Annotated in this window: 22 protein-coding genes, 1 pseudogene and 1 riboswitch; of the genes and pseudogenes, 8 read left to right on the forward strand and 15 right to left on the reverse strand. The window is 68.9% G+C overall.

Going from position 1 to position 25,739, the window contains the following annotated elements; translation table 11 throughout:
• Window positions 1–118: 118 nt before the first annotated feature.
• The 7 genes from O3X23_RS37705 to O3X23_RS37735 all read right to left on the reverse strand — a co-directional run bounded on the left by O3X23_RS37705 (window position 119) and on the right by O3X23_RS37735 (window position 9,462).
• Window positions 119–1,138 (reverse strand): NAD-dependent epimerase/dehydratase family protein, encoded by a 1,020-nt coding sequence (locus O3X23_RS37705; RefSeq protein WP_269277799.1) that lies wholly within the window; start codon window positions 1,136–1,138, stop codon window positions 119–121.
• Between the two features lie 9 nt (window positions 1,139–1,147).
• Window positions 1,148–1,861, reverse strand: coding sequence for a nucleotidyltransferase family protein (locus O3X23_RS37710; protein WP_269277802.1), 714 nt, complete (start codon window positions 1,859–1,861; stop codon window positions 1,148–1,150).
• A 56-nt stretch (window positions 1,862–1,917) separates the two neighbouring features.
• The gene (locus O3X23_RS37715; protein ID WP_269277805.1) at window positions 1,918–2,910 is read right to left on the reverse strand and encodes an SDR family NAD(P)-dependent oxidoreductase; all 993 of its coding nucleotides are present in this window, start codon (window positions 2,908–2,910) and stop codon (window positions 1,918–1,920) included.
• Window positions 2,911–2,952: 42 nt separating this feature from the next.
• The gene (locus O3X23_RS37720) at window positions 2,953–4,344 is read right to left on the reverse strand and encodes a hypothetical protein (RefSeq protein ID WP_269277808.1); all 1,392 of its coding nucleotides are present in this window, start codon (window positions 4,342–4,344) and stop codon (window positions 2,953–2,955) included.
• Window positions 4,341–5,897, reverse strand: coding sequence for a DUF3492 domain-containing protein (locus O3X23_RS37725; protein WP_269277810.1), 1,557 nt, complete (start codon window positions 5,895–5,897; stop codon window positions 4,341–4,343). Before O3X23_RS37725 ends, O3X23_RS37720 begins: the two co-directional genes overlap by 4 nt.
• 183 nt (window positions 5,898–6,080) lie before the next feature.
• Complete coding sequence (locus O3X23_RS37730) at window positions 6,081–8,318, reverse strand: hypothetical protein (protein WP_269277813.1); 2,238 nt, start codon at window positions 8,316–8,318, stop codon at window positions 6,081–6,083.
• Between the two features lie 502 nt (window positions 8,319–8,820).
• Window positions 8,821–9,462, reverse strand: coding sequence for an N-acetylmuramoyl-L-alanine amidase (locus O3X23_RS37735; RefSeq protein WP_269277815.1), 642 nt, complete (start codon window positions 9,460–9,462; stop codon window positions 8,821–8,823).
• 337 nt (window positions 9,463–9,799) lie between these two features.
• On the opposite strand from O3X23_RS37735, the gene O3X23_RS37740 reads away from it, so the two are divergent.
• Together O3X23_RS37740 and O3X23_RS37745 are read left to right on the forward strand one after the other, a co-directional pair.
• Complete coding sequence (locus tag O3X23_RS37740) at window positions 9,800–11,044, forward strand: LPXTG cell wall anchor domain-containing protein (protein ID WP_269277818.1); 1,245 nt, start codon at window positions 9,800–9,802, stop codon at window positions 11,042–11,044.
• Between the two features lie 292 nt (window positions 11,045–11,336).
• A riboswitch (cyclic di-AMP (ydaO/yuaA leader) is annotated at window positions 11,337–11,473 on the forward strand.
• 12 nt (window positions 11,474–11,485) lie between these two features.
• Window positions 11,486–12,511, forward strand: coding sequence for a M23 family metallopeptidase (locus tag O3X23_RS37745; RefSeq protein ID WP_269277821.1), 1,026 nt, complete (start codon window positions 11,486–11,488; stop codon window positions 12,509–12,511).
• Window positions 12,512–12,616: 105 nt separating this feature from the next.
• Here O3X23_RS37745 and O3X23_RS37750 read toward each other — a convergent pair whose 3' ends face one another.
• Complete coding sequence (locus O3X23_RS37750) at window positions 12,617–12,982, reverse strand: hypothetical protein (protein ID WP_443048100.1); 366 nt, start codon at window positions 12,980–12,982, stop codon at window positions 12,617–12,619.
• Window positions 12,983–13,188: 206 nt separating this feature from the next.
• Between O3X23_RS37750 and O3X23_RS37755 the strand changes: the two genes are divergently transcribed.
• Window positions 13,189–14,190, forward strand: coding sequence for a hypothetical protein (locus O3X23_RS37755; protein WP_269277827.1), 1,002 nt, complete (start codon window positions 13,189–13,191; stop codon window positions 14,188–14,190).
• A 45-nt stretch (window positions 14,191–14,235) separates the two neighbouring features.
• Here the strand turns inward: O3X23_RS37755 and O3X23_RS37760 are convergent, their stop codons facing one another.
• The 4 genes and pseudogenes from O3X23_RS37760 to O3X23_RS37775 all read right to left on the reverse strand — a co-directional run bounded on the left by O3X23_RS37760 (window position 14,236) and on the right by O3X23_RS37775 (window position 16,667).
• Window positions 14,236–15,081: a hypothetical protein gene (locus O3X23_RS37760; protein ID WP_269277830.1), complete on the reverse strand. Its 846-nt coding sequence runs from the start codon at window positions 15,079–15,081 to the stop codon at window positions 14,236–14,238.
• Between the two features lie 288 nt (window positions 15,082–15,369).
• Window positions 15,370–15,450 (reverse strand): annotated as a pseudogene (locus O3X23_RS44370) (signal peptidase I); the annotation flags it as partial.
• A 159-nt stretch (window positions 15,451–15,609) separates the two neighbouring features.
• Complete coding sequence (locus tag O3X23_RS37770) at window positions 15,610–15,822, reverse strand: DUF397 domain-containing protein (RefSeq protein WP_269277836.1); 213 nt, start codon at window positions 15,820–15,822, stop codon at window positions 15,610–15,612.
• Window positions 15,822–16,667: a helix-turn-helix domain-containing protein gene (locus O3X23_RS37775; RefSeq protein WP_269277839.1), complete on the reverse strand. Its 846-nt coding sequence runs from the start codon at window positions 16,665–16,667 to the stop codon at window positions 15,822–15,824. Before O3X23_RS37775 ends, O3X23_RS37770 begins: the two co-directional genes overlap by 1 nt.
• 189 nt (window positions 16,668–16,856) lie before the next feature.
• On the opposite strand from O3X23_RS37775, the gene O3X23_RS37780 reads away from it, so the two are divergent.
• Window positions 16,857–17,489 carry an ATP-binding protein gene (locus O3X23_RS37780; protein WP_269277841.1) on the forward strand — a complete coding sequence of 211 codons (633 nt, stop codon included), beginning with the start codon at window positions 16,857–16,859 and terminating at the stop codon, window positions 17,487–17,489.
• Between the two features lie 34 nt (window positions 17,490–17,523).
• On the opposite strand, the gene O3X23_RS37785 is transcribed toward O3X23_RS37780, so the two are convergent.
• On the reverse strand, window positions 17,524–18,267 hold the full coding sequence (locus tag O3X23_RS37785; protein WP_269277845.1) for a hypothetical protein: 744 nt from the start codon (window positions 18,265–18,267) through the stop codon (window positions 17,524–17,526).
• A gap of 207 nt (window positions 18,268–18,474) precedes the next feature.
• Between O3X23_RS37785 and O3X23_RS37790 the strand changes: the two genes are divergently transcribed.
• From O3X23_RS37790 to O3X23_RS37805, 4 genes are all read left to right on the forward strand, one after another.
• Window positions 18,475–19,173: a hypothetical protein gene (locus O3X23_RS37790; protein WP_269277850.1), complete on the forward strand. Its 699-nt coding sequence runs from the start codon at window positions 18,475–18,477 to the stop codon at window positions 19,171–19,173.
• Window positions 19,174–19,185: 12 nt separating this feature from the next.
• Window positions 19,186–20,616, forward strand: coding sequence for a hypothetical protein (locus tag O3X23_RS37795; protein WP_331284001.1), 1,431 nt, complete (start codon window positions 19,186–19,188; stop codon window positions 20,614–20,616).
• Window positions 20,616–22,430, forward strand: a complete 1,815-nt coding sequence (locus O3X23_RS37800) for a DEAD/DEAH box helicase (protein WP_269277854.1) — start codon at window positions 20,616–20,618, stop codon at window positions 22,428–22,430. The genes O3X23_RS37795 and O3X23_RS37800 overlap by 1 nt, the downstream gene beginning before the upstream one ends.
• Before the next feature lie 148 nt (window positions 22,431–22,578).
• Window positions 22,579–23,847 (forward strand): DNA cytosine methyltransferase, encoded by a 1,269-nt coding sequence (locus tag O3X23_RS37805; RefSeq protein WP_269277857.1) that lies wholly within the window; start codon window positions 22,579–22,581, stop codon window positions 23,845–23,847.
• Here the strand turns inward: O3X23_RS37805 and O3X23_RS37810 are convergent.
• Both O3X23_RS37810 and O3X23_RS37815 read right to left on the reverse strand, forming a co-directional pair.
• A complete protein-coding gene (locus O3X23_RS37810) occupies window positions 23,779–24,234 on the reverse strand; it encodes a very short patch repair endonuclease (RefSeq protein ID WP_269277860.1) in 456 nt (151 codons plus the stop codon). The genes O3X23_RS37805 and O3X23_RS37810 overlap by 69 nt on opposite strands.
• Window positions 24,235–24,652: 418 nt before the next feature.
• A complete protein-coding gene (locus O3X23_RS37815; protein WP_269277863.1) occupies window positions 24,653–25,672 on the reverse strand; it encodes a hypothetical protein in 1,020 nt (339 codons plus the stop codon).
• Window positions 25,673–25,739: the final 67 nt, after the last annotated feature.

Consider the following 25,739-nt stretch of genomic DNA (forward strand, 5'->3'; position numbering starts at 1 on the left):
CCGTCGGCGACGTTGAGCACGACGCCGTAGAGCAGGTCGGCGGCCCCCACCAGCGTCCGCCAGGCGCCGGGGTCGATGGCCGGGTGGACATAGAGCGGGACGAGGAGGTCTCCGCCGGTCATGGCGCGGCCGGGACACCGACCGGTGCCCGGGGCGGGGCGGCCGGAGGTGCGGGGGCCGGGTCCGGTGCGGTGGCGGGCGCCGGTGCTCCCTCGTTCCACAGGTCCGCGAGCGACCGCGCGAGGGTGAGGCGCGGACGCCAGCCCAGGGCCGCGACCGCCGCCGAGATGTCCGCGCGCTGCCAGGACACCGACGCCGACCGGTGCGATCCGGGCCCGCTCTCCTCGATCCGGCCGCGGAAGCCGGACACGACGACCAGTCCCTCCGCGATCGCGCGCACCGGCGTGGCGTCGCCGCCCGCGATGTTCAGGAGCCGCGGCAGCGGCCCCGGGGCCATCGCGGCCAGGACGACGGCCCGCGCCACGTCGCGCACGTCGATGTAGTCGCGGTACGCGGACAGGTCGCCGACGCGGACCACACCGTCCGCCCCCTCCGGGAGCGCGCGGCGCAGCTCGGCGGCGAGCCGCCCGGGGAGGCTCGCCTCCGGCGACCCCGGGCCGATCGGGTTGAAGACCCGCAACACCGTGGCGTCCAGCGCCGACTGGGAGACGATGAGCGTGCCGGCCAGCTTCGTTGCCCCGTATGCCCCCTGGGGCAGGGTCGGCGCGGACTCGTCGACCGGGCGGCCGAGGGTCGTGGCCCCGTACTCGCCGGCCGAGCCGAGGTGGACGAGACGGGCGCCGGGCGCGGCCCGCCGCAGCGCCTCGCAGAGGACGGCGGGTCCTCGGGTGTTCAGCTCGGCGAGCCGCAGCGGGCTGCTGCCCACCGCGCCCACGCAGTTGACGACGGCGTGCGGGGCCAGCGCCCGCAGCACCTCCGTGAGCGCTTCGACGGGGATGGTGGCCAGGTCGATCGGCAGGCTGTCGACGGGCGGGCCGCCCGACGACAGGTCGCGGGAAGCGGGTACGGGGGTGGTCCGGCCGCCGCCAAGCACCCGCACGCCCGGGAGGGCGCGCAGTTGCCCGGCGACGTGGGCGCCGAGGAATCCGGTGGAACCCAGGCAGAGGACGCGTCGCATGGTGTCGGCTCACGCTCCCTTGAGCAGCAGGCCGCGGTGGGTGGTGAACTCGGCGTTGGCGCGGTCGTAGTCGTCGGGGCGCCCGATGTCGAGCCAGTAGCCGTCGAAGTCGTACGCGCTCGGCGGAGTTTCGGCCTTCAGCAGGTCGATCACCAGCTCGTCGAAGCCGAGCGGCAGCCCCGGTGTGTAGTCGAGGAGCGTGGAGCGGGACAGGCCGTACACGCCCATCGAGACCCGGTAGTCGATGCTCGGCTTCTCGGTGAAGGCCACGACGTTGCCCGAGTCCGTGGTCAGCACCCCGAAGTCGATCTTCACCTGGCGGTCGTAGGTGGCGATGGTCAGCGGCCCCTCGGTGGTCTCGTGGTACCGCAGCACGTCCCCGAAGTCGAGGTCGGTGAGGATGTCGCCGTTCATCACGAGGAAGTGCTCGGGCAGCCGGTCGAGCATGGTGAGCAGCGGCCCCATCGTGCCGAGCGGACTGTCCTCTGTGGAGTAGCCGACGCGCATGCCCCACTGCGATCCGTTGCCGACGTAGGCGCGGATGATGTGGCCCAGGTGACCGATGGCGATGGTGCACGTGGTGAAGCCGGCGTTCGCCAGCTGCCGCATCACGATCTCCAGGATCGCGTGCTGGTCGCCGATCGGCACGAGCGGTTTGGGCAGGGCGGTCGTGTACGGCAGCAGCCGGACGCCCTTGCCTCCGGCCAGAATGACTGCGTGCATGTGGTGGGCCTCCTTCTGGCCTGACGGCCAGAGGTCGTGTGCTGGTGGGCGACGGGTCAGATGTTGTAGAGCGCGGTCTTGTAGCGGGCGAGGTTCGCCGGGTCGCGGAAGAACGCGATGGTGTGTTCCAGGCCCTGTTCCAGGCTGTGGTCGGGGGCCCAGCCGGTCGCGTCACGCAACCGGGTGGCGTCGCAGACCAGCCGCATCACCTCCGAACCGGCGGGCCGGATGCGCTGTTCGTCCTCGACGACGTCCAGGTCGGTCTCCATGAGCTTGCCGATGAGCTGCACCAGGTCGCCGACGGAGATCTCCCCGCCCGTCCCCGCGTTGAAGGTCCGCCCGACGACGCTCCCGGCGGGCGCGGTCCCCACCGCGAGGAACGCGCGCGCGGTGTCCCGCGCGAAGGTGAAGTCGCGCGTCGGCCGCAGATCGCCGAGCGTGATGGTCCGCTCCCCGGCGGCCACCTGCCCGATCACCGTCGGGATCACCGCCCGCATGGACTGCCGCGGCCCGAAGGTGTTGAACGGCCGCAGCGTCACCACCGGCGTGCCGAAACTCGCGAAGTAGCTGTCCGCCAGCCGGTCGCCGCCGGCCTTCGAAGCCGCGTACGGGGACTGGGTGTTGATCGGGTGGTCCTCGGAGATCGGTACGGTCTGCGCGGTGCCGTACGTCTCGCTGGTGGAGGTGTGCACCAGCCGCGGGATCTCCAGGTGGCGGACGGCCTCCAGCACGTTCAGCGTGCCGGTGACGTTGGTGTCCACGTAGGAGTGCGGCGCCCGGTACGAGTACGGGATCGCGATCAGCGCGGCCAGGTGGTACACGGCCTCGGCACCGTCCACCAGCTCCCGGACGGAGCCCGGATCGCGGACGTCGCCCAGGACCACGTCCACCTGGCTCATCGTCTCGGCGTCCACGGTCTCCAGCCAGCCGAAGGACGAGAACGAGTTGTACTGGGCCATCGCGCGTACCCGGTGGCCAGAGGCGACCAGCGCCTCCACCAGGTGTGAGCCGATGAAGCCCTCGGCGCCCGTGACGGCTACCAATGTCATGTCGAATGCTCCGGTTTCTTGAAAGGGAACGGTTCTTGCAGCTCAGCGGTGGGAAGTGGCGCGGCCCAGCAGGGAGCAGGCGATGGCGATCAGTACGGCCGCCGCGCTCGCGCAGGAGACCACCTGAACCACCGGATGGTCACCGAACTCCCAGCAGAGGAAGGCGACTTCGATGACGGCGGCGGTCACGCAGACCAGCGCGGCGGGCCAGGCGGCGCCGAACGCCTGGAGCAGCAGCGAGAGCCACAGCACCGCGCCGAGCGTGAGCAGCGCGCCCAGCCGCAGCGCGGTGAGGGCCGCCGCGAGCGTCGCGAGGACGATCACGTATCCGGCCAGGCACCGCAGCAGCGCCGAGGCCGACCGGGTCCTGAAGCCCCCGGCGTCGACGCTGCGCCGCAGCGCGGTGACCCCACGGCCGCGGAAGCGGTACAGCAGCCATTCGGCGGCGCCCATGCTCAGCGTCAGCGCGACCGCCGAGACGCCCGCGCCCAGGGCCAGCACGAGGACCAGCACCGCGCTGGCCAGCCCGTACAGCCCGTAGGGAACGGAGGCGGTGAGCGGCGGGGGGGCGGGCGCGCCCGTCTCGGGCGGCGTGCGCAGCCCGCGCAGGACCTGCCGGCCGGCGAGCAGCAACGCCGCCACCGGCGTGGCGATGACCAGACCGGCCCGCAGCGCGGGAGGCAGGTCCCACACCAGCAGCAGCGCGGCGCCCACCGTCGTCGGGGCGAGCGCGAGCAGCAGATCCCGCTCCCGGCCCAGCACCAGCAGTGCGGTCGCCGCCGCCAGATAGCCGGACTGCCCCACCGCGAACGCGGCGTCGCTGCCCCGCGACGCGAACCCGATCGCGATCGCCGACGCGAGCAGCGCCCCCGCCGGCGCGCCCCGCAGCAGGCAGCGGGCGGTGGCCCGCCGCCCGTCGGAGCCCAGGCGCAGATAGGCGCGGTGCGCCAGTGCCTGGTTCCAGGCCCAGCCGGCGAGCGCGGCGGCGGACAGCGCCACCGTTCCCGCGGGCATCCCGAAGGCGTCCGGCGGACCCGCGAGGAGCGTCCCGCCCAGGACGTACGCCAGTCCGGGCAGCCCGAAGACGATTCCCCGCAGCAGGCACTGCCAGGGGTTGATGCGCCACGGGTCGGGGCCCGGTTCCGGCGCGGGGTGCCGGCGCCTGCCCGCGCCCCGCGCGTGCAACTCCTCGGCCAGCTCGAAGAGATCGGACCGTCCGTACCGTTGCACGATGAGCTCGTGCGTCAGTCCGTCGGACTCCAGCACGGCGGCGATCTCGTCCGCGTGCACGGCGGCCGCGCACACCTCGTCGAGGCGCTCGGCGAGCTCCTCCAGCGGGTCCTCGGCCCAGGAGGGCCGGCGGCGCTGCCGCTGCCGCGGCACCGTGGGCAGTGCGCCCCCGTCCTGCGGTACGAGGCGCAGCGGTCCGCTCACTGGGCGGCCTCCGTGACGGTGTCGTCGTCGACCGCGGAGTCCAGGGCCGGTTGAACGTGGAGGCCGGGACCCTGGATACCGGGACCGTGGTGGCTGCGGGCCTGCCACTCCACCCCGACGGGGGTGAGGACGAGCCACGGCTGCCGGGCCGACAGTTCGGTGTAGATGCCGCGGAACGTCTCGATGGTCTGGCGCAGCGTGAACTGGTCGATCACCCGGAGCCGCGCGTCCCATCCCATGGACGCCCGGGTCGCCGGGTCGCGCAGCAGCGCGAGCGCGGCCTTCGCCATCGCGGCGGGATCGCGCGGCGGCACCACGAGCCCCGCCTCGCCGACCGCCTCCCGTACGCCTCCGACATCCGTCGAGACGGTGGCGCGCGCGCAGGACATGGCTTCGATGAGGGTGAACGGGAAGCCCTCGCTGATGCTGGAGAGCATCACGACGTTCCCGGCCGCGTACGCGTCGCGGATGTCCTCGACGCGCCCCTCGAACGTCACCGCGTCTCCGACGCCCAGCTCGCCCGCCAGCGCGACGCACCGGTCGCGGTACCCCTCGCCACCCCTCGGTGTTCCGCCGAAGAGCCGCAGCAGCGCCTGCGGCAGCTCGGCCCGCACGAGGGCGAAGGCGCGGATCAGCGTCTCCAGGTCCTTGATCGGGTCGATCCGCCCGGCCCAGCTGAGGGTGGGCACGGCCGGTTCCGGGCCGGCCATCGGGAAGGCGTGGGGGTCGACGCCGTTGTACACGGTGCGGATCCGGTCGGGCGCGGTGCCGCCGCGTTCCTCCCAGCGCCGGTTGTAGCGGCTGCCCGGGGTGACGAGCGCGGCGCGGCGGTACGACTCCTCCGCGAGCAGCCGGTAGAAGCCGAGCATGAGCGCCTTGACGGGCCAGCCGTACGGGCCCGTCCGGTAGCCGAGGTACCGCTCGCGCAGGTACACGCCGTGCTCGGTGAGGAGGAACGGCGTGCCGTGCTCGTGGTGCGCCACCAGCCCCGGGAGGGTCGCGAGACCCCCGCTGACGGCGTGCGTGATACTTCCCGGCTCGGGCACGGCGCAGAGTGGACGCAGCGCGTGTTCCAGCAGGTCGGTCGCGGTGAGGGCGTCGTGCAGGGTGGGGCGGGCCGCCGCGGCGGCGACATGCGGCCGGTTCCAGACGTGGGTCAGGACGCGCAGGGCGTCCTCGGAGCGCAGCGCCGCGGAGAGCGACCCTTCGCGGGCCAGTGCGGCCAGCGCGTACAGCTGGGGGGCGAACTCCGCTTCGGCGGCCGGGTCGAGCAGCGACAGCAGGAAGCGTTCGTAGCCGGCCCGGAACACCTGCGACTGGCGGCCGCGGGGCGCGCGGCCCGCCGGCTGGTGGCCCCACAGGGGTATCTCGGTGAAGTCCCTTACGTTGCCCGGAAGATCCCAGGCGAGTGTGTCCCGCCCGGTGCCGGTCACGGCTATCAGGCGGAAGTCGAAGTCCGGCATTCCCCGGACGAGTTGGTCGCACCAAACGCTCACGCCGCCGTGGCTGTGCGGGTATGTGCCTTCGGTCAGCAAGGTCACCTGGGTCTGCATGGCGAATCGGTCCCCCCACGGGTCCGTCGGTGAATGCGCCGCGTACGGTCCTTCGCGGCGCTGGTGGGCGCTGGAGCGCCGGCTGTGGGCCGGCGGCTCCAGCGCCTCTGTATCGGTGGGTGCTCGGTCGTGCCCCTGGTGCGGGTGCCGCTCGGCCGCGGTGCGAAGCCGCCGCCGGGCCGACTACCGGCGTGCTGACCGGGTGTTGCGGTGCTGCTTCTTCTTGGCGGTGTCACCGGGGCCGTACGGAACCGGCTCGGTCGCGCCCGTCGGTACGGGCAGTACCTGGGCCGAGTCCGTCGCCTTGGCGGTCTGAGCGCTCTGGGCGGCGGCGGCCGGCGTCGCGGTGACGGCGGCGGGTGTGGCGGCGGCGGTGAGCTTGAGCGTCACCGAGCTCTGCAGCGCTCCCGGGGCGACCCAGCCGGAGAGCTGTCCCGCGTAGCCCGCACCGAAGGCGGTGGTGCCGACGAGCTGCGCCTGCCGGGTGCCGACGGGCATGCTCGCGGTGGTCTGCAGGCCGCCCGGCGCGGTGACGGTGACGGTGTCACCGATCCGGTAGGCGGTGACCTTGCTGGCCTTGACCGCCGTGTCCCAGGCGGCGCGCTTGGCCAGCTCGGCGGAGATCTCGGCCATCTTGAGGTTCACGATGGGCGTGCTGGTGGCGTACAGGTCCTTGTAGTCGCCGAGGATCTTCTCCATGACCGGATAGGCGATCCGGTCCTCGGCGAAGTTCGACTGGTGGACGTAGTGCGGGCGCGGGTTGTTGGACAGCACGTGCGCCAGGTCCGTCCGCGCCTCCAGCGGCACGATGTACGAGGCGTAGCCGGTCGCCGTGTCCAGCGGTGCGGGCAGGCAGGTGGACGTCGCGGAGCCCTCGCAGATGCCGCTGCCGCCGTCGGCCGCGCTGGTGTAGATCCAGTTGTACTCGTCGACCTCCTCGTTCGCCCGGCCCGCGTTGTAGAAGACGTTCATCGGGAAGCGCGGCACCGTCAGCGCCGGCCCGACCTTGCGCTGCTGCGGGTCGCGCGAGTTGTCGCTGCCCAGCACCGTGACACCGGTAGCGGTCAGCGACGTGGCGAGGTTCGGGTTGTCGACGGGCTGCTGCGGCAGGATCTTCAGGCCGGAGTGCTCCCCGGTGAGCAGCTCCTGCTTGTTGACGGTGAGGCCGTGCTGCGTGGCCCAGGTCGTGTTGTCCTTGATCTGCGCGGTGATGTCCGCCTTGCTGGTCCACACGGTGGCGCCGGTGGTGGTGGTCGAGCACTTCCACGGCACCACGGAGACGTCCTGGACGCAGCCGAGGTACGGGTGGGTGTAGGTGTGGTTGACCCAGCGGTACGCGCTCCGGTCGGCGAGGAGCTGCGCCGCGAGCGGGTCGGCCCCGCCGTGCTCGGCCTTGTAGTCCTCGCTGCCGCCGCCGTTGTACATCAGGTCCGGTGTGAAGCCGTTCGCCGCCGACCACTGCTTGAGGTAGACGGCGTCCGCGGGCGTCATCCGGATGGGGTCCGGGTCGGACTGGTCGGTGCCGACGGCGCAGTCCACGTCACCGGGTGTGCAGTTGAGCGTGGTGTTCCAGCGGTCGTCGCCGAGGAACACGTCGTCCATGTGCAGGGCGAAGTAGTTCCGGTCGGCGCCGAGGTGGATGCCCTGGGTCATCCACTCGACCATGCCGCGGGCGAGCAGCCGGAATTGCTGCTGGTACTGGTTGTAGACGAACGTCACGACCAGTTCGCGGCGGCCGTCGTGGCTGTACTGCCCGACGAGCGAACCGCGGGCGGTGCTGCCCTGGATCGGGGCGTCCACGTAACTGGTGAACGTCGACCCGGCGGCCTGGGTCGCGAGCGGTGTGGCGAGGAACGCGTAACTCTCTCCGACGGTCGGCGAGTTGTCCTCGAAGGGCACATTGCCCTTGAGGTAGCCGAAGGGCCCGGCGGTGGCCGTCACCGCGGCCGTGACCCCGTCCAGCGAGCCGATAAAGCCGGGGTCCTGCGCGTAGTTCAGCCCGACCTCGGGCCGGGCGTAGGTGTACGCGTCGACCTGGGGGATGCCGAAGGCCGTCTCGTACGCGGCGAGTGCCGCCATCTCGGCGGATCCGGCGCCGAACGGGTTGTCGTTCGGCAGGACGACGGCCTGGAACTTGGCGCGCGGCCTGCCGGCGACCGTGTCGCTCAGATAGGCCGCGGTGATCTGCGGCCGGGCGGCACTGTTCAGGTCGACCGTGGTGTACGGCGTGCCCGCGCTGTCGAGTTCGGCGGCGATGGCCTGCGTGGCCGGCCCGCCGTCGTCGACGACGAGCACCCGCAGATCGATCCTGGGGGTGACGGCCGCGGCGGTGGCCGCGGAACTCACTCCGGCCGCGGGCCAGGTGAGGCTGAGCATCGCCGCGGCGGTGCACGCCGTGGCAAGGCGGGTTGTTCGACCCATGGATTCCTCCCCGGGGAGGGCGCGCCGGGGCAGCCCTCTGAGGCGCCCCCGGCCCTCCCTAATTCCAATGAACTGGGTTGCGGTGGGATAGGCGCGACCATCAGATCTCCCCGTCTTGAGGCCGCCCGTGTCACATCGTGTAGCAAAGGGCAGGGTTTGTGGAGAGGAATCCGGAAGGCGGTGAAAAAGACACAGCATTGCTCATTTCCGAAAGCGCTTTGCGGCCCGTCGGAGTAGCGGGTGGGGCGGGAGCGGTCCGGGTGGGGGGTGGGTTTTCGCAGGTTGACGCACGCGTGAGCGATGAGCAATCAGCGGAAACGTTTAGGCGTATTCCCTGGTAGGGGCCACGGATATGAGTGGGCGGCCGTCTCCGGGAGGCAGCCGGAATTCCTGAATAAGTTACTGTCCAGGAGCTGTCTCCGCTGTGTTCCGATTTCGTAACAGCGGGCGGTGCGGAGCCGGCGGATTTCATCGGGTGCCACGTCGATTGGCGATTCCCGCGTCAGACGCCGTTGACGAGCCGGATGTACCGCACCCAGTCCCAGTGGGGCCCGGGGTCGGTGTGGTCCGTGCCGGGGACCTGGACGTGGCCGATGATGTGGTCGCGGTCCTTGGGAATGCCGTACTTGTCGCAGATCGCGGCGGTGAGGGCGGCGGAGGAGTGGTACATCGCCGTCGTGAAGTACGCCGGCTGGTCCACCCACCCCTCGTGCTCGATGCCGATGCCGCGCGTGTTGTAGCCCCAGTTGCCCGCCTGCCAGGCGATGTCGTGCTCGCGGACGCACTGCGCGATCGCCCCGTTCGACGACTTGACGACGTAGTGCGCGCTCGCCGCGTGCGTGGGGTCCTGGAAGAGCCGGATGGTGTCGGCGTAGTTCTCCTGCGTGACGTGGATGACCACGAGGTCGATCGGATAGCTCGTGGTGCGGTTCGACGCCGTGTAGTTGCTCGTGCTCGCGGGCGACCAGACGGCCGACGGGTAGTCCACCGGCCCGGCCGCGGCCTTGGCCTCGGCGTCGGCGTGCACCGAGTTGGCGAGGCCGGCCGCCGCCACGGCGCCGAGGGCGAGGCCGCCGCGCAGCAGTGCGCGTCGGGAGGTGGCGGGGGCGCCGGAGGGTGCCGGGTTGCCGGGCTTGCGGTCCATGGGGGCTCCCTGGGACGTCATGGTGGCGTGGGTGCATGACCATCGGGTGCGGCCCGACCATGGTGCGGCCCGCGCGCCAACTCTGCCAAGGGCCAAGCCAATTGGCAGTGGTCCAGACCGCTGAAGGGGGCGCGGGCGGCCGCGCGGCCACGTCCGGGGACGTTGGTTTCCGCTGTTACACGGAGGTGACGCTTCCCGCATACTCCGGCGACCGGCCGCGTGTGAAGATCTCCCCATCGCAAGCCGCAGGAACCGAACAGGAACGCTGAACGGGAAGCCGCGGGGGGCGCAGAATCCAGCTCCACACATCACGTTCCTGTTCCCTGGGGGGATCACCATGTCTGCTCGCACACTGTCGCGCCGTCCACGTCTCGTCGCCGCCGTCACCGTGGCCGCCGCCGTCTGCGGCACGGCGCTCCTGCCGGCCGCCGCGCACGCCGACGCACCGGCAGACAAGCCGCTCGGCATCGCGTTCAGCGCCCCGTCGCCCAGCGGCCCGCTCGTCCGGGGCGGGGCGACCGAGTCCGACACCGTCAGCGCGACGAACAACAATGACAAGGCCCTCGACTTCAGCCCGAACATCCTGGGCATCCCCGTCGGCGGCAGCCCGCTCGACGGCTCCGAGGTGAAGCTCGCGGTCGTGCCGGTCACGGCGCCCGCCACCGACGTCGCGGTGGGGAGCCAGGGGCCGTCGGTCGTCCTGACCCTGCGCCCGCACGGCGAGAAGTTCAGCCGCTTCTCGATCCCGGCCAAGGCCACCTACACCTGGAAGGTCACCGTCGGGCTGAACGCGAACTTCCCCTCCAACGACGGCAACCTCACCCTGACCTTCGACACCGGCAGTTCCGAGAACAGCCCCTCGCACCCCGTCCCCGCCATCACCTTCCAGGCCAGTCCCGCGATCCGGATCGGCACGATCACGGACCGGTTCGGCGGAGACACCCAGGTGTCGGCCGCGAAGCCGGCGGTCTTCTCGCTCGACGTCGACAACCAGAACGGCGGCGGCCACTACGACAAGGCCCTGCGCACCGAGCTCACGGCGTTCGGCGGCCGCCGCCAGGAGCTGAACCTGTTCGTGTGGCTCTCCGGCCGCTGGGTCGAGGTCGCCGCCCCCGACCGCGTCAACACGTGGCTGCTCCCGGACATCCCCGCCGGTTTCGCCGGGGACCAGACGTACCACTACAAGCTCAAGTTCACGGTGCCCGAGGGTAAGGAGCCCACGACGGCCACGGTCCTCAACCTGGGCGCCAAGACGGCTCTGAGCAGCGGCAACACCAGCATCATCACCTCGGTCACGAGGAACCTCACCGTCCTCCCCGGGGGCCCGGCCACCACTCCGGCCGGTACGCCGTCCAGCACCCCGTCCGCCAAGCCGACCCCGTCGGCGTCGTCGACCACGAGCAGCCCCGTGCCGACGGCGTCCGCCACCACGGACGCGCCGGTCAACACCAAGGGGTCCCTCGCCCACACCGGTGCGAACGGGAGCAACGGCACCCTCGCCGCCGGTGCGGGCGTCCTGGTCGCCCTCGGCGCGGCGCTGGCCTTCGTCGGCCTGCGCCGCCGCCGGAACCTCCAGGGCTGAGCCCCCGAGGGCCGGCCTCGGGGCCGGCCCTCCTCGCGTGACGTGAAGCCCCGGCCGGACTCCTCCGGCCGGGGCTTCCTCACGTTCTGTAGTGGAGCCATCCCATTCGCATAACAACTGACGCACGCTCACATCACTGTCGGATCACTCCGATCATCCTCCTTCGCCCGATTGCGTCCGGTCCGCCCCATTAATCACCTCCGGCAACTACCCCTTTCGGCTTGGAAAAGACCCCCGGCTCTATTAACGTTCGATAACGCAGCGCGGTCGTCACTGCCGCCGAAGAGGCGGCACCGTGCGCTTGCCGAATCCCGTCCGCGGGAACCGGGGACCCACTAATTGGGGTGAATCGGGCTGCGCTTTGGCCCGTAGGAGACCTTCCTGCTCCGAACCCGTCAGCTAACCCGGTAGGCGAGAAGGAAGGAAAGGAGAGCGCCACCCGTGGCGTCGAACCAGCCTGCCTACGCCCCCTCACCCGAGGCTCCAGAAGCCGGGGAATGGGGCGAATGGAACCCCACCGCGGAGTCCGTTGCCGTGGACCGGGGCAAGCACCGGCTTCCCAAGCAGCGTTCCATAGCCCGTGGTTCGACCGTATTGAGTGTCGCGGCCGTGGCCGCGATGAGCGCGGGCGGAATGGCGGCGGCCGCCGACAAATCGCCGGTGCCGATCTCGCTTCCGGACCTCCCCGATCTGCCGGACGCCCCGGAGCTCTCCGAAATGCCGGGGATCAACGCCCTCGTCGGCTCGGACGACGCGTCGCCGTCCACGGCGTCCGCGCCCGGAAGTTCGAACGCCCGGACCGCCGCCACCACCCTCCCCTCATGGTCGGCGGAGGCGGGCGAGGCACTGCGCACCCGCATCCTCGACCACGTGGCCCAGGAGCGTGACGCGGCGGCGCGGGTGGTGCGCGACGCCGCCGCCGGCGAGGCGGCGGCGACGGCCGCCAAGGAGGCCGCTGCGCAGAAGGTGCGCGACGCCGCCGCGGCGGCGAAGGCGGAGCTCGCCGCGAAGAAGAAGGCCGCGGAGGCCGCCGCCGAGAAGGCCGAGGCCGAACGCCTCGCGGTACTCGCGGCCTCGTACACCAAGCCGGTCGCCTCGTACTCGCTCACCGCGAGCTTCGGGCAGTCCAGCTCCCTGTGGGCCAACACCCACACCGGCCAGGACTTCGCGGCCCCCACCGGCACACCGGTGTCCGCGATCCACAGCGGCACCATCACCTCGGCCGCCTGGGCGGGCTCGTACGGCTACCGCGTCATCCTGACGCTCGATGACGGCACCGAGATCTGGTACTGCCACCTCTCCACCATGGTGCGGACCTCCGGGAAGGTCGGCACGGGCGAGACCATCGGCCGGGTCGGCGCCACCGGCAACGTCACCGGGCCGCACCTCCACATCGAGGTCCGCCCCGGAGCGGGCGACCCGATCGACCCGATGCCGTGGCTCCAGTCCCACGGCGTCGAGGTCTGACGAACGACCGCCACAGACCACCCGCGAAACCCGACGGCCCCGGTGACCCCCCCCGCACCGGGGCCGCCGGCATGTCCCCGACCGTCCCGGCTCCGCCGGATCCCGCTACGACAGGTCGACGATGTCCTCGGCGTAGAGCGTCTCCAGCGGCCGCGGACCGATGTACTGCTGGCAGTTGCACGGCCGTGCCTCGTACGAGGCGGGCTTCTTCTCGGCGTCCCACGCGGTCGGCGCCTGCACCACCTCGTGGCACTTGCCCTGCCTGTCGTGCTTGGCCAGATGGTGCGTGCAGCCGCAGACCGCCTCCGGCGGCCGGTTCGACGCCTGCAGCGCCCGCTGCTTCTCGCCCTCCGCGGAGATCAGTTCGACCTTCCGCTCGTGCCGGGTGCGCATGGCGTGCCGGAACCGATTGCCCCACCAGCCGCCGCCCGACAGGACGACCCACGCGATGGCCCACACGTACCAGCCCACGACCGACCGCCCCCATCCTCCGCTTGCCCGCCCGCACTTCATGTGGCGTGAGGTTGCATCGTAGTTGTCATCCCCGGCGCCGTCGTAGGTGGCCGTGGAGCAAAGGGGTCCATGACGGACGGGGAAACTCCGCGAAATGGTCACCATTGCGCTGCAGGCGGAGCACCGGGCGCAGGGGAAACGTTGCCTCGGGGTACGCCGCCGGCATGCCGAATCCCAGCTCCTGCGACGCAGTCGCCCTCCGCGCCCTCGCCGGCCGTCAGCGTAACCTCGCCACCCTGCGCCAACTGGCTACGGTGGGCGTATCCGGGGCCACCGCGTCCAAGCGCACCCGCGACGGTGGCCCGTGGCAGCGGATCCTTCCGCACGTCTACCTTCTCCAGACCGGAGCAGCCGACCCGCACCAACGACTGCTGGCCGCGGTTCTGTACGCCTCGGCACGGGGCGACGAGAACCGCCGCCCGCCGACCGCCCTGCTCACCGGCCGCGCGGCCCTCGCCCTCCACGGGATCCGTGCCGCGGTGCCGGAGATGGGGGCGCGGGACGGATCGGTGTCCGTCCTGGTCGAGAACACCCGCCGGATCGCGGGTGCCTCGTACGTACGGATCGTCCGCACCCGGCGCTGGCCGGGCGGCACCTATGTCGAGGGCATCCCCTCCGTACGCGCTCCGCGTGCCGCCGCCGACGCTGCCGCGTACTGGACCGGCACGGCCACCGGGCTGCGCGCGCTGCTGGCTTCGGTCGTCCAGCGGGGGTTCTGCCGGCCGGACGATCTGCTCGAAGAGCTGACCGCCGGGCATCGCTCACGCAGTCCGGAGCTCACGGGAGTGGCCGAGGAGCTGCTGGCCGGGGTGCGTTCCGTTGCCGAGGGGCAGGCCCGCGCGGCGGTCCGTGCCGCCGGGATCCCGGACCCGCTGTGGAACCGCGACCTGCTCACCGACTCCGGCCGGTTCATCGCCCGCCCGGACGCCTACTGGCCGGAGGCGGGGGTCGCGTTGGAGATCGACTCCAAGGAGTGTCACTTCCAGGAGGCCGACTGGCAGCGGACCGTCGAGCGGCGGCTGCGGATGGAACGGCACGGTGTGCGCGTGTGCAGCGTGAGCCCGAAGAGTGTCCGTACCAACCCGGCCCTCTTCACCGGAGCGCTCGTCGCCGTCCTCGCCGACGGCTTCCGGGCGGGCCCGCCCGCCGGGGTACGGGTCCGCTGACCGCGCGGTTCGCCCATCACACGTCACCCGCGGGTTGAGCCTGCGTCAAGCCATCGCCGCGGACAGCGCGGCCCGCACCCGCGCCCGTCCGTCCCGCGCGACGGAGGGCGCCGGGCCCTCCGTCGCGCGTTTCCGCTCCTGTGGTGCACACGACGGGCACCGGCCCGAGCCGGCCGCCGGCGGACGTCCGCACTCATCGCACTCGCGACGCCCACGCCCGGGCTCGGCCGTTCGCACCTCCGGCAGCAGCTTCCGGACCAACCGCGCTGCCAGGAACGCGGCGGGTGCGAACACCTGCTTCGGCAGCCCAGCTGTCAGCATCTGCGCCAGCGCCCTGTCCGGTACCCCACGCGCCCGCCACTGCGCGAACAACGGCAGCAACGGCCCTGCCTCCCCCACCCCGACCGTCAGCCGCGGCTCGATCCGCGCAATGCGCCGGAGCAGCGCACCGTCCGCGTCCGCGACCTCGGCGGGGGCCGTTGGGGCCTCCGGGGAGGGAGGTACTTCATCCCCCGTACTTTCCCCCGAAGGGGTATCTCCCGGATCCCCGGCATCCGGCTTCCTGGCCGTCGGAGGGACCTGCGGCTTCGCCTGATCCTGGGGCTTCTCGTAGACGGCCGTCCGCGTCGTGACGCGCCCGGTCTCCGGATCCTGCACCCGCTCGACGACGTAGTACCCGCACTTCTTCAGCTCGTCGAGCGCGTTGGCGATCTGCTGCCGCCCCGTCCTGCACAACGCGGCCAGCTTCCGCACGTCGATCCGCTCGCCGTCGAAGCGGGAGAGCAGGTACCCGAGGACGCCGCGCGCGGCGAACGACAGCCGATTGTCCTGAAGCGCCGCGTTGTCGATGACCGTGTAAGCGCGACGGTGCGCGCTACGATGAATCTGCATGGGGAGGTCTGTCTCCTGGTGCCGGACCCCGGGGTGTTGGTAGCACCGCCGGGGTCACATATGTACGTATGTGATGTCACGCACTGTAGCGCCAACTCCCAGCATCCAAATCCCCGTTCACCCCTACGGGTGATCGATGCGGCCTACGGCCTTGGCCACATGGCGCCGCCGCAACCGGAACGCCAGCGGTGGGGTGGTGACAGCCCCCAGAGCGCCCGGCCGTTCGAACGTGCCCGGCACCAGTAGCGTCGCCCAGCGGTTCACCGGCCAGGCGACCACGAAAGCCCGGGAGCCCGAGGGAATCGAGAACGCCTGAACGAAGAACGTCTTGATCCCCAGCGCCAACCCCAGTGCCACCCCGGCCAGCAACGGTCACTCCATCCAGACCGGCAGTTTCCGCCGCACCCTGTGCCCCCGCACCCGCGCCCCCGTCACGGCCGCCTCGGCCACCATCGAGCCCCGTACTCCCGCAGCGCACACCGTTGCCCACCCAACGAACGGGCGTTCCCACGACGGGCTGTTCAACCCCTACGCCACGACGCCCTCGCGCACCGACCGTATGAACTGCATCCAGGCGCCGGCGGAGAAGCGAAGCACCGGCCCGTCGGGATCCTTGGAGTCCCTTACGGCGGCGCCGCCGTCATCCAGGAAGGTGGCCTCGACGCACTCTGTACCGCTGCCGCCGCTGTAAGAGGACTTGAACCAAGCCGTGCCGGCCAAGCCGTGGACCTGAGAGGCCATCAAAGCTCCTTGCGAATCCGCTTGAGCTCCGCAGCCGTGGCCGAGATGTCCAGCGCCTGGGCGCGGAGGTAGTCAATCGCCAACCTATACCGCTCCAACTCTGCTGGCTTCTCCTGGAAGAGGGCACCGGTAAGGACATCGGTGTAGACGACATCGAGCGTTGGATCGGCTCCGCGGATCAGGGCGAAGCTGCCAAGCGCGGCAGCGTGAGCCCCGGAGGAGAAGGGCAGGAGCTGCAAGGTGATGTGCGGAGATCCGGCGCAAAGAACAAGCCGGTCCAGTTGCTCCCTCATGACCTCGGGGCTCCCGACGACCCGCCTGACTACGGCCTCATCGAGCACAGCCCAGATATGCGGCGGAGCCGGCCGGGTCAGAATCTCCTGACGCTTCATGCGGATGTCCACCATGCGCTTGACGGACTCGGGGGACTCCCGCATCTCGGAGGCGTGGTGCACGGCGGTGGCGTAGCGGCGGGTCTGGAGAAGCCCGGGTACGTAAACCCCGGCATAGTGATCCTCCCCGAGAGCCTCTTCTTCCAGTGTCAGGAGGAGGTTCATGCCCTCGGGAACGGCGTCCGAGATCGAGTGCCACCAGCCCTGCAGCTTGGCGTCCTTGGCCAGGCTGACCATCGCCTTCCGCTCAGCCTCGGAGGCTCCGTATTCGCGGCAGAGTGCGTCAACGACCAGCCATTTGACCGGTCCTTCCTTGGTCTCGTAGCGACTCACCGTTGCTTTGGACACTCCGACGAGCCTTCCGGCCTCCTCCAGAGTCAGACCCTTGCGGTTCCGCATGCTGAGGAGTGTCGCCCCGAGTTGGCGCCGCCGCGTGGTCGGCCCGGTGTTCATTCCTGCTGCCCGCCTTCCTGGTGCTGATGTGCAGCTCATCATGGCCTGGCGTAGCCAATTCGTGGGGTTTCTCCATGAGAAGTTTCACGATGTGCCAATCGGCGCCATACTCAGCGTGACGAGCCGCGGGTCACAACCGGACGCGCCCGTCGACTCAACTCGCCGAACAGCAGCGGAGGGGCGGCTCTCATGTACCAATCCCGTGACTCCCGGGGCGTGGCTCCCCGGCAACGATGCGTGGTTCCGTTTGATGCCGAGCCGAGAGAGGTTGCGGGCCTGCGTCTGGTCATGCAGAACCAGCTGCGCCTGTGGGGGACCTCGGGCCTCGCTGAGCAGGCGGAACTCGTCGTCACCGAACTTGCCACAAACGTCATCAAACACGTTGGCGAAGGCAGCCCGGCCGCCCTCTGCCTGGAGACTCGCGACGGGGTACTCCAGATCGAGATGCACGACACGAGTGCGGAGCTCCCCGCATGCCGGCTAGCGGGCGCGGATGACGAAGGGGGCCGTGGCCTGGCCCTGATCGCGGCCCTCACAGACAGCTGGTTCGCGGGGGTCACCGCAAGCGGCAAGGTCGTGCACTGCCAACTGGCCCTTTCCGGGGCAGGCTCTGGGCATCAGTGCAGACGCAGCATTTCGGACTTTTCCTCCTGCGCTGACGGCGAGGAGGCCGGGTCAGCGCTCGCGGGTGCCGCATCGGCCACGAAGGAAACGGTATCCGTCCTCATCGCCAACCTCCTCTGGTGGCTTGCGCCCTTCGGTGCTGACGCTGACGACATCCTCAACCGCGCCAAGTCACACTTCGAGGCTGCGAGGGCCTGAACGGAGAAATAGGCGTGACCCAGGTACCGGCCCATCAGCCGACCGCTACCCGGAGCAGAGCACCAGCATCGGCTGCCAGACCCATCTCATGGAGCGCCGAGGCGAAGCGCAGCACCTCATCTGGTGATCGGTCCCGGCCGTAGATCGAGACCAGGGCATCTGCGAGTGCGTGCTGCTCGCGTTCATGCAGGAGTGCGAGCGCTGCCGCGCTTTCTGCGGGTGTGAGCACCCCGGGGGCGTCTCTCAGAAGTTCCGCTACTTCCGCAGCTGCTCCTCGGGTGTGGAGCCTGATGACCAGTGCGGCCAGCTGCTGCGCGGCAACGGCCTCAAGCGCACTCCGCTGCCGGTCCCCCTGCTGCCGGGGGACCGGCAGCGGTGCGGCTCGTGAGAGGGACGCGCTGGCGATGCCCGCACGCAAGCCGGCCTGCAGGTCGCGCAGCTGCTTGCCTTGAGCGTCGATCGTGCGACGTAACGTGGCACAGGTGGGGCAGCGAGAACGCTCTGCCTCGTGGTGGAGTTTGCGCAGGTTTTCTAGGGAGATCGCGACGTGGTCGGCCCCCGCGTCCTCGCTCGCCTTGCTGTGGAGCAGGTCAATGAAGGTCTGTGGCGGTCGGCGGCCACCATTGAGGTACCGCGAGATGGTGCTCTCGTCCGCGGGGAGGCCGACAGCCACCTCCCTGAGCGTCGTGGGCTGCGCGAGCTGCCGGTAGAGGGTGACGAGCGCTTCCGCTAGTGCCCGCCGCCCCGGAGGAAGGCTGCTGTCGATCTTTCTGCCCACATGTCCCCGTGGCGGCATGCCCTGATCTCCTCCAAGTTCCGTTCACTCAGGTCAATTGTGCGCGCAGAGCGTCTTGCCAACGCCGGCGCAAGATGATTTTTCTGCCATCTTCCGGTGCGGACCGGGCCACTATTGCGAAGAGACAGCCGCTGAGCTGCATGGGGCCGGTGGAACACGGTGAATCTGACGAAGTGCGAGGGACGCGCAATGGAGGCAACGAATCTGCCGTCGTGGCAGGACCCGAAGGCCGGGGGCAAGGCACGGGCTGCCCTCTGGCTGGCCACAGTGGTAGGGGAGGGGCAGGTCTTCACCAAGGCTCAGCTGCGCAAGGCCTTTCCCGACGTTGCGCAGATCGACCGGCGGGTACGTGAACTCCGGGACTACGGCTGGCGGATCGATACCAACCGGGATGACCCCGCGCTGAAGCAGATGGAACAGCGGTATGTCAGCGAGGGCGCAAAGGTATGGATTCCCGGCCAGGCGAAGGTCGCCAAGAGCAAGGGCAGCCTTACCTCCGCTCAGCGGCACAAGGTCTGGCAGGCCGACAACTATCTCTGCCGGACCTGCGGCATCGGTGTGGGCGAGTCCTACGGTGATGATATTGAACTGTCCAAGCTGAATGTTGCCCGCCGGAAGGTACTGCAGCCTGATGGGACGGCTGAGGTTCAGTTCGTCACCGAGTGCAAGCGGTGCGGGGCTGGCAGCGGCGACAGGACCGTCGACCTCGGTGCGCTGATCGGCAGGGTGGAGACGCTCGCTCCGATAGAGCGGAAGATTCTGGCGGGCTGGATCGAAGCCGATCTCCGGACGACGAGTGCGCTGGAGAAACTATGGGGGATCTTCCGCACGCTCCCCGAGGAGTCGCGGGCGTCCATGGCTCGAGCCGTGACCGGTATGTACACGTAAGAGAGGAAGGGCATGGAGATGTTGAGAGAGTTTCCGCCGCCACCGCGTGCGGCTGAGTTCAGTGAACTGATCAGCAAGAGACTGGAAGAGGTGAAGACGTCGGGCGGCACGCGGGAGACGGTGACGGTTGACTGGAGCGAGCAGCGGGTGACCGTCGAGGTGATCGATCTTCCCCTTGAGGGCCTCTACTTCAATCCCGGCACCCATCGAGTCCGTGCGCAGCGCAGCCACGATCCTGTCCGTGAGGCGGCCCTTGACAGGGATTCGTGGAGTGCTGAGAGCCAGAGTTACCTGAAGTATCTGCTGCAGGCCGAGCCGGCGAACCCAGATCGCAGAGACCCGGACTTCGACAAACTCAAGGAGAGCCTGGACCAGTTCGGCCAGAATGACCCGGGGCTGGTCACCCACTACGGCGTGCTCGTCAACGGCAACACACGAGCCGCCGCCCTGCGGGAGATCGGCGCTCAGTCGATGCGGGTGGGGGTGCTGCCGGAGTCATTCACCTGGGCAGACATCAACGCGGTCGAGCTGTCGCTGCAGCTGAGGAAGGACCACAGACGGGACTACTCCTACATCAACCGGCTGCTGGCCATGGAGGAGCAGGCATCGCTGGGCAGGACGCCTGAGGCTATCGCCAAGGATTTCAGGATCCGGACGGCTACGTATCACCAGGAACGATGGATCCTTGGCACGATCCGGGATCTGATCGACCGCAGTAAGAGCGGGGGGTCCGTCGCGCTGCGGCTGGTTGATTTCGAAGACGATCAGGAGAAGTTCAAGGAACTGCACCGCCTTTATGTGAAAATTGCGGCGACTGACCGTGACCAGGCGGAGGTTCTCAAGGAGATGCGTCTGTCCGCAATTCTCTTGGGGTTTGCAAAGACAGATGTCCGGCACATTGATGAGAGTTTCCTGGCCAAAAACTACCTGGAGGGGACGCTGGCGGCGAGTCTGAAGGACAGCGATGCCGGCACAGAGCTGAAGGCTGTATCTGTGCCGGGACTCGGCGCATCGATGCCGGGTCCTTCATCTGCTGTTGCTGCTGCCCGTGCGCTCAGCGATCAGATCCTGCGGGCCAAGGCTGCCGTGGGCAGCAAAGAGCCGGACCTGCTAGACGGCGGGCAGCATCCCTCGCAGGACCTCCTCAGTGACGCACGAAAGTCGTTCGACAGGGCGATCGACGATGCCGGCCGTGACGCACGTGTGCGCAAGCGTCAGCAACTGGCCCCGGCGCGGCTCGCGGACGCTTGCGCAGACATCGATCAGTGCCTGGTTGATCTCGTCCAGGCCCGCTCGACGAGAAGCCTGGATGAGGAGGCTTTCGATGAGGCGCTGCTGAAGCTGCGGCAGAGCCTGCGGAAGCTCGCCCAGCAGGCCGGACGCGGTATGCCGCATCCGGGCGACGGCGTGTCCTGGCTGCTGACTACTGCGGAAGGCTCTTGATGACGGCAATCGCTGCCGAAACCTCTCTGCATCTCGATTTCGATGAGACGCGTACCAAGGTCGTTCTCAGGACCGTCGAGAAACACCGGGAGGATCTCGTCCGCCTGGCCGCCCGCTTCCGCACGGGCGGCCAGCTGGCCCCGCTGGCGGTATCGGTAGAGCTTGATGATCTGCTTGCCAGTCTGGACGCGATAGGAACCTGGCCTCACCACGCTGGCGTGGAATGGGCAACGGAACTCAGGGATCTGGTCCTCGGTATCCTGCAGGACGCCGAGGTGGTGAAGAAGCGGCTTGGCGCGCCCGATCAGCCAGGAGAGGTCACTCCTGACGAGGTGCTCGGTCTGCTAGGGGAGCGCTGGGAGGCAGACCTCGGCGGATTCCAGCGACGCGATATCGCGAAGCTGCTGTCTTTGCAGCACGGAGCCAACTTCAGCGTCCCTGGCGCTGGAAAAACACGCGCGGCACTTGCGGTGTATGCCGCAGAGAAAGCACGGGGGAAAGTCAGCAGGCTACTGGTTGTCTGTCCCAAATCGGCTTACGAATCATGGCAGTTTGAAACCGCCGTGTGCTTCAGCTATCCGCTGCGCACGGGCTTCCTCGACCGGCGGCTGGATCCGTGGGCGGAAGTTCTGATTGTTAACTATGAGCGTCTGGACCGTTCGCTCGCCGTGCTCGCGGGCTGGCTGAAGGCGGACTCCTCGATGATCATCCTGGACGAAGCGCACCGGATGAAGCTCGGGGCGCGAGGGACGTACGGGGCGGCCTGCATGGCCCTCGGTCCGCTTGCCCGGCGGCGGCTGATTCTTACGGGGACACCAGCTCCCAATGGGACCAAAGACCTGGAAAACCTGCTGGGCTTCGTCTGGCCAGGCCAGGGTCAGAGATCCGTCGTGCAGGCAGTGGCCGGCGGGGACCTGGCTCATGCCAGTACTGTTCTGCGCCCACTGTTCACCCGGACGACGAAGCAAGAGCTCGGCCTGCCACCCATGTATCTACGTATGCGCTATGTCGATATGCCCGATCTGCACCGTGAAATCTACGATTCACTCGTCGGCGGTCTGAGCACCGGAGCCGCGCGCGATGATCTGAGTTCGCTGGGCAAAAGCGCGCTGCGGTTGCTGATGGCAGCGACGAGCCCGGCTCTGCTGCTGGAGGGAGCCGACCGTTACGAACCTCTGGCCTACCAGCTACCACCGCTTGAGGTTCCGGAATCCGGCTCGCTGTATGCCCTGATGCAGAAACTTCCCGACTATGAACTGTCGCCGAAGTACAAGGAAGCCGCGGTGATCGTCGCTGCCAATGCGGAACAGGGCCGCAAGACTCTTGTCTGGACTACATTTGTCCGCAGTCTGACCACGCTTGCCCGCTTGCTGGACAAGTATCAGCCCGCAGTTGTGTACGGCGGAACCCCTGACCGGGACGAACAGCTCAGACGCTTCCGCGAGGATCCGAACTGCATGGTGTTGGTTTCCAACCCGGCAACGCTGGGTGAAGGCATCAGCCTCCACCAAGTCTGCCATGACGCTGTGTACGTGGACCGGGACTTCATGGCGGGCCGCTTCCTGCAGAGCCTCGATCGCATCCACCGCCTTGGACTCGATCCTGGCACGGACACCAGGGTCACCGTGCTCGCTGTCCGCGGGACGATCGATGAAGTGGTGCAGGTCCGGCTGGACAAGAAGGTCGATTTCATGGGCAAGATCCTTGACGACCCCGCCGTACAGCAGCTCGCCGATCTTCAGGAGGAACCCGCCGTGGCCGCTGGCCTGGACTCCACTGACATCGCAGCACTGCTTCGTCACCTCCGGAACTAGGTTTCTCGCCGTCAGGCACTGGCTCCGGCACCCCGGCCTGGCCAGCATCTGGCACGGCTGCGAGACTCCTGAGGCAAGAGACAGCAACGCCCTGCTCTCTCTGGGACACTTGAGCAAAATGTCTCGCGTCAAACCAGGAGGAGTGCCGATGGGTGCCAGCAGCCGAGATGGCCGGCAGCTGACTTCGGTCGAGATCTGCGCAGGGGCGGGAGGCCAGGCTGTTGGGCTGCACAAGGCCGGTTACCGGCACCTGGCGCTCGTTGAGTATGACACTCATGCAGTCGCGACACTCCGGGAAAATGTCAAGAACTGGCCTGGCTGGGGAAAGGCCAAAGCAGACAAACTTGTTCCTGCTGATGTCAGGAAGTTTCGTAATTCCGATACATTTGCTGAGCTGGGACTCCCGCCCGGGGAACTTGACTTGCTTGCTGGTGGCGTCCCGTGCCCGCCCTTCTCGCTGGCGGGGCGGCAGCTTGGCGAAAATGATGAGCGCGATCTTTTTCCTGAAATGCTTAAGCTTGTTGATACGCTGCGCCCGAAGGCCGTGCTTATCGAGAACGTCAGGGGAATCCTCGCGCCACGAGAAACATTCGCCTCCTACCGCAAGAAAATTCTTGATGAGCTGTGGGATCTCGGCTATGATGTCGCCGAGGAAGGCCCAGGCCTTTCCAGAACGTGGAGAATTCTTGAGGCCCGGGATTATGGTGTTCCGCAGTTGCGGCCAAGGGCTATCCTGGTGGCTATTCACAGGGATATTCTAGGCGACAGGAAGTTCGTGTGGCCGGCGCGGAAGAAAGGTGCAGTCGTCAGTGTCGCTGATGCATTGCGTGAAACCATGTGGCGGCGATGCGAACCTCACGGCGCCCGGGGCAGAAAAGTCTTCCTCGACTGGCTGAAACAGGCGGAAGCTGCCAAGCGGAGCGACAGCGGCGGTGTGGCTCCGACGCTGGTGGGTGGATCCAGAAAGCACGGCGGAGCTGACCTCGGGCCGACGCGGGCTAAGAAGGCATGGGGTCTGCTCGGCGTGGATGGTATGGGAATCGCTAACGACCCTGACCTGTGCGACAAGGACCGTGATCTATTCCGGCCGAACGGACCGATGCTAACGGTTGAGCAGGCGGCTATTATTCAGGGTTTTCCTCCATCCTGGAATTTTCAAGGCGGTAAAACCGCGCAGTACAGGCAGGTGGGGAACGCTTTTCCGCCTCCGGTCGCCGAGGCTATCGGCCGGGCAGTTGCCTCGATCTTGATCCCGGAGCGGAGCTCTGCTCTGCTCAAGGGTCTTGTGATGGAGGATGAAGGGCTGGGCACTGGAGATTCTGGATTCATCCAGTCAGAGATTCCAGACTCAGCCTTTGCCGAGGTCAATTCTCCGCGCAATGACCGTCGCAATAATCTTGTCGGCGCATACCGCTGAGGATTCGTGCTCCCAGAAGCGGAGCACGGTCCATTCGGCGTCGGTGAGCTGCCGGTCGGTGTCGCGGTCGCGGGCTATGTTGCCTGCCACTTTGCTGGACCAGTACCCAGAGTTCGTCCTCGGTGGTACGTAATGCTCCGGGCATCCGTGCCAGTAACAACCATCGACGAAAACGGCTACGCGTGCGGGACGGAATACCAAGTCCGCAGTCCTGCGCAGATTGCTCAACGGCCTTGTGCTCACACGGTATCGAAGTCCACGTGCGTGCACCAAGTGCCGAATAGCCTTCTCGGGCTTTGTGTCGCGGCTTCTGATTGCCTGCATATTCCGACGCCGAACTTCCGAAGAGGCCCATGAGCCCTCAGGGGGAGTCCAGTTCTGGGACATGGCACCTTGTCTTCTGCCTGGTTTGGTCACAATGCAGCCGGAGAGCACGCTACTCGGAGGGTAGGGAGACGGCTCGGATCCGTCAATCGGCGTGGCCCGCGACAACGGGATGAGCCGAGCGAACGGATCCTTCGGCGCGGATCCAGAAGCCTCTCCTGCCAGAGCCGATGGGCATGCGAACGGTCTCTGTGGCAAAGCCCCGATGGCCTGCGCGGTGCAGACCGAGTGATTGTCCGCCGCTGTCCGTACGCTCCTTTGCAGGTCGCTGGTCATTCTCTGGGGGCATGCTCGGGGGGCCTGCCAGTTCGGCGCGACATCCCCGGCACGGAAGCATTTACGCGGTACCGATGCCCGCGAGCCCGCTGTGTGAGGTCTTCGGCGATGACCCGGGGCCCGGGCGTTCACGCCGCCTCCGTTTCTACGGGTAGCCCGGCCTGCCGCAGTGTTCCGCGTACGGGGCTGGGGCGCCGCACCAGCAGGGGGATGTGCGGGGCGGGGGCCAGGGGGTGGCGTGGCCGCGGGCGGCCAGGGAGGTGGCGTAGGCCGCGGGGAGGGACGGGGTGGCCGGCGGGAGGGACTGGGTCCGGGCGTAGGCCTCGTAGGTGGGGAGGGTCGCGGTGACGACCCCGAGGTGCGGGACGCCGGTCGCGGAGAGGGCGTGGAGGGCCTGCTCGACGCTGCGCAGGTGCTCGGGGTAGCCGCCGTAGTCCGCGGCGAAGACCGGGTACCGGGTGAGCAGCGCGACGAGTTCGGCCTCCGGCCAGTACAGGACGGCCAGTGGGAAGGGGCGGGAGAGGGCGGCCCGGTGGTCGGCGAGCTCGGTGCGGAGCCGCTCGATCTCGCGGCGGACCTCGGCCGGGTCGTCGGACCCCAGCGACCACAGGCGCTTGGGGTCGTGCAGCTCGTCGAGGGGGACCGGGGCGCTGTGGACGTAGTCGGCGAGGTGGTCCCGGTCGTCGTGGGCCTCGCCGAGGAGCCGGCGGACGCGGTGCCGGGTGATGAGGATCCTGCGGGCCTCGTAGGTGACCTCGTCGGGGGTGAGGAAGTGGTCGGTGGCGTCCTCGAGCCACGCGGCGGCGGCCGGCAGGTCGTCGTGGACCTCGAAGGTCTCTCCGATGATCTGCCACGGCGGCAGGCTCGCCGGGGCCTGCACGCGTACGGTCACCGCGAGTTCGCGGGCCCGCCGCTCGTCGCCTGTGTCCCACAGGGCGGCGACCTTGAGCGCCTGGACGAGGGCGGGGTCCGAGACGGGGTCCGGAGGGGGGTCCGAGGCGGGGGTCAGGAGTTCGTCGTAGATCGGCAGGGCCTCGGCCGGTCGTTCGGCGAGGATCCACTGCGCGGCGGCGGCGAGAAGCAACTCCTCGCGGTCGTCGGGGTACTCCAGGACTTTTCGCAGGAGCCGCTCGGCCTCGGCGGCATGTTCGCGCTGCTCGGACATGGTTGGACGCTACTGCGATGTTCCGGCGCGGGCCAGAGTGCGGGCGGGGCGCGGAGCAGGCGCAGGG

The organism is Streptomyces sp. H39-S7 (assembly GCF_027158205.1).
Lineage (GTDB): Bacteria > Actinomycetota > Actinomycetes > Streptomycetales > Streptomycetaceae > Actinacidiphila.

What these genes read in the sequence shown, in the direction of transcription:
- O3X23_RS37760 (WP_269277830.1), bottom strand. Translation starts at nt 15,081, where the DNA reads ATGCAGATTCATCGTAGCGCGCACCGTCGCGCTTACACGGTCATCGAC.
- O3X23_RS37795 (WP_331284001.1), top strand. Translation starts at nt 19,186, where the DNA reads ATGGAGATGTTGAGAGAGTTTCCGCCGCCACCGCGTGCGGCTGAGTTC.
- O3X23_RS37770 (WP_269277836.1), bottom strand. Translation starts at nt 15,822, where the DNA reads ATGGCCTCTCAGGTCCACGGCTTGGCCGGCACGGCTTGGTTCAAGTCC.
- O3X23_RS37815 (WP_269277863.1), bottom strand. Translation starts at nt 25,672, where the DNA reads ATGTCCGAGCAGCGCGAACATGCCGCCGAGGCCGAGCGGCTCCTGCGA.
- O3X23_RS37730 (WP_269277813.1), bottom strand. Translation starts at nt 8,318, where the DNA reads ATGGGTCGAACAACCCGCCTTGCCACGGCGTGCACCGCCGCGGCGATG.
- O3X23_RS37740 (WP_269277818.1), top strand. Translation starts at nt 9,800, where the DNA reads ATGTCTGCTCGCACACTGTCGCGCCGTCCACGTCTCGTCGCCGCCGTC.
- O3X23_RS37715 (WP_269277805.1), bottom strand. Translation starts at nt 2,910, where the DNA reads ATGACATTGGTAGCCGTCACGGGCGCCGAGGGCTTCATCGGCTCACAC.
- O3X23_RS37805 (WP_269277857.1), top strand. Translation starts at nt 22,579, where the DNA reads ATGGGTGCCAGCAGCCGAGATGGCCGGCAGCTGACTTCGGTCGAGATC.
- O3X23_RS37800 (WP_269277854.1), top strand. Translation starts at nt 20,616, where the DNA reads ATGACGGCAATCGCTGCCGAAACCTCTCTGCATCTCGATTTCGATGAG.
- O3X23_RS37790 (WP_269277850.1), top strand. Translation starts at nt 18,475, where the DNA reads ATGGAGGCAACGAATCTGCCGTCGTGGCAGGACCCGAAGGCCGGGGGC.
- O3X23_RS37710 (WP_269277802.1), bottom strand. Translation starts at nt 1,861, where the DNA reads ATGCACGCAGTCATTCTGGCCGGAGGCAAGGGCGTCCGGCTGCTGCCG.
- O3X23_RS37705 (WP_269277799.1), bottom strand. Translation starts at nt 1,138, where the DNA reads ATGCGACGCGTCCTCTGCCTGGGTTCCACCGGATTCCTCGGCGCCCAC.
- O3X23_RS37780 (WP_269277841.1), top strand. Translation starts at nt 16,857, where the DNA reads ATGTACCAATCCCGTGACTCCCGGGGCGTGGCTCCCCGGCAACGATGC.
- O3X23_RS37735 (WP_269277815.1), bottom strand. Translation starts at nt 9,462, where the DNA reads ATGGACCGCAAGCCCGGCAACCCGGCACCCTCCGGCGCCCCCGCCACC.
- O3X23_RS37810 (WP_269277860.1), bottom strand. Translation starts at nt 24,234, where the DNA reads ATGTCCCAGAACTGGACTCCCCCTGAGGGCTCATGGGCCTCTTCGGAA.
- O3X23_RS37775 (WP_269277839.1), bottom strand. Translation starts at nt 16,667, where the DNA reads ATGAACACCGGGCCGACCACGCGGCGGCGCCAACTCGGGGCGACACTC.
- O3X23_RS37725 (WP_269277810.1), bottom strand. Translation starts at nt 5,897, where the DNA reads ATGCAGACCCAGGTGACCTTGCTGACCGAAGGCACATACCCGCACAGC.
- O3X23_RS37755 (WP_269277827.1), top strand. Translation starts at nt 13,189, where the DNA reads ATGCCGAATCCCAGCTCCTGCGACGCAGTCGCCCTCCGCGCCCTCGCC.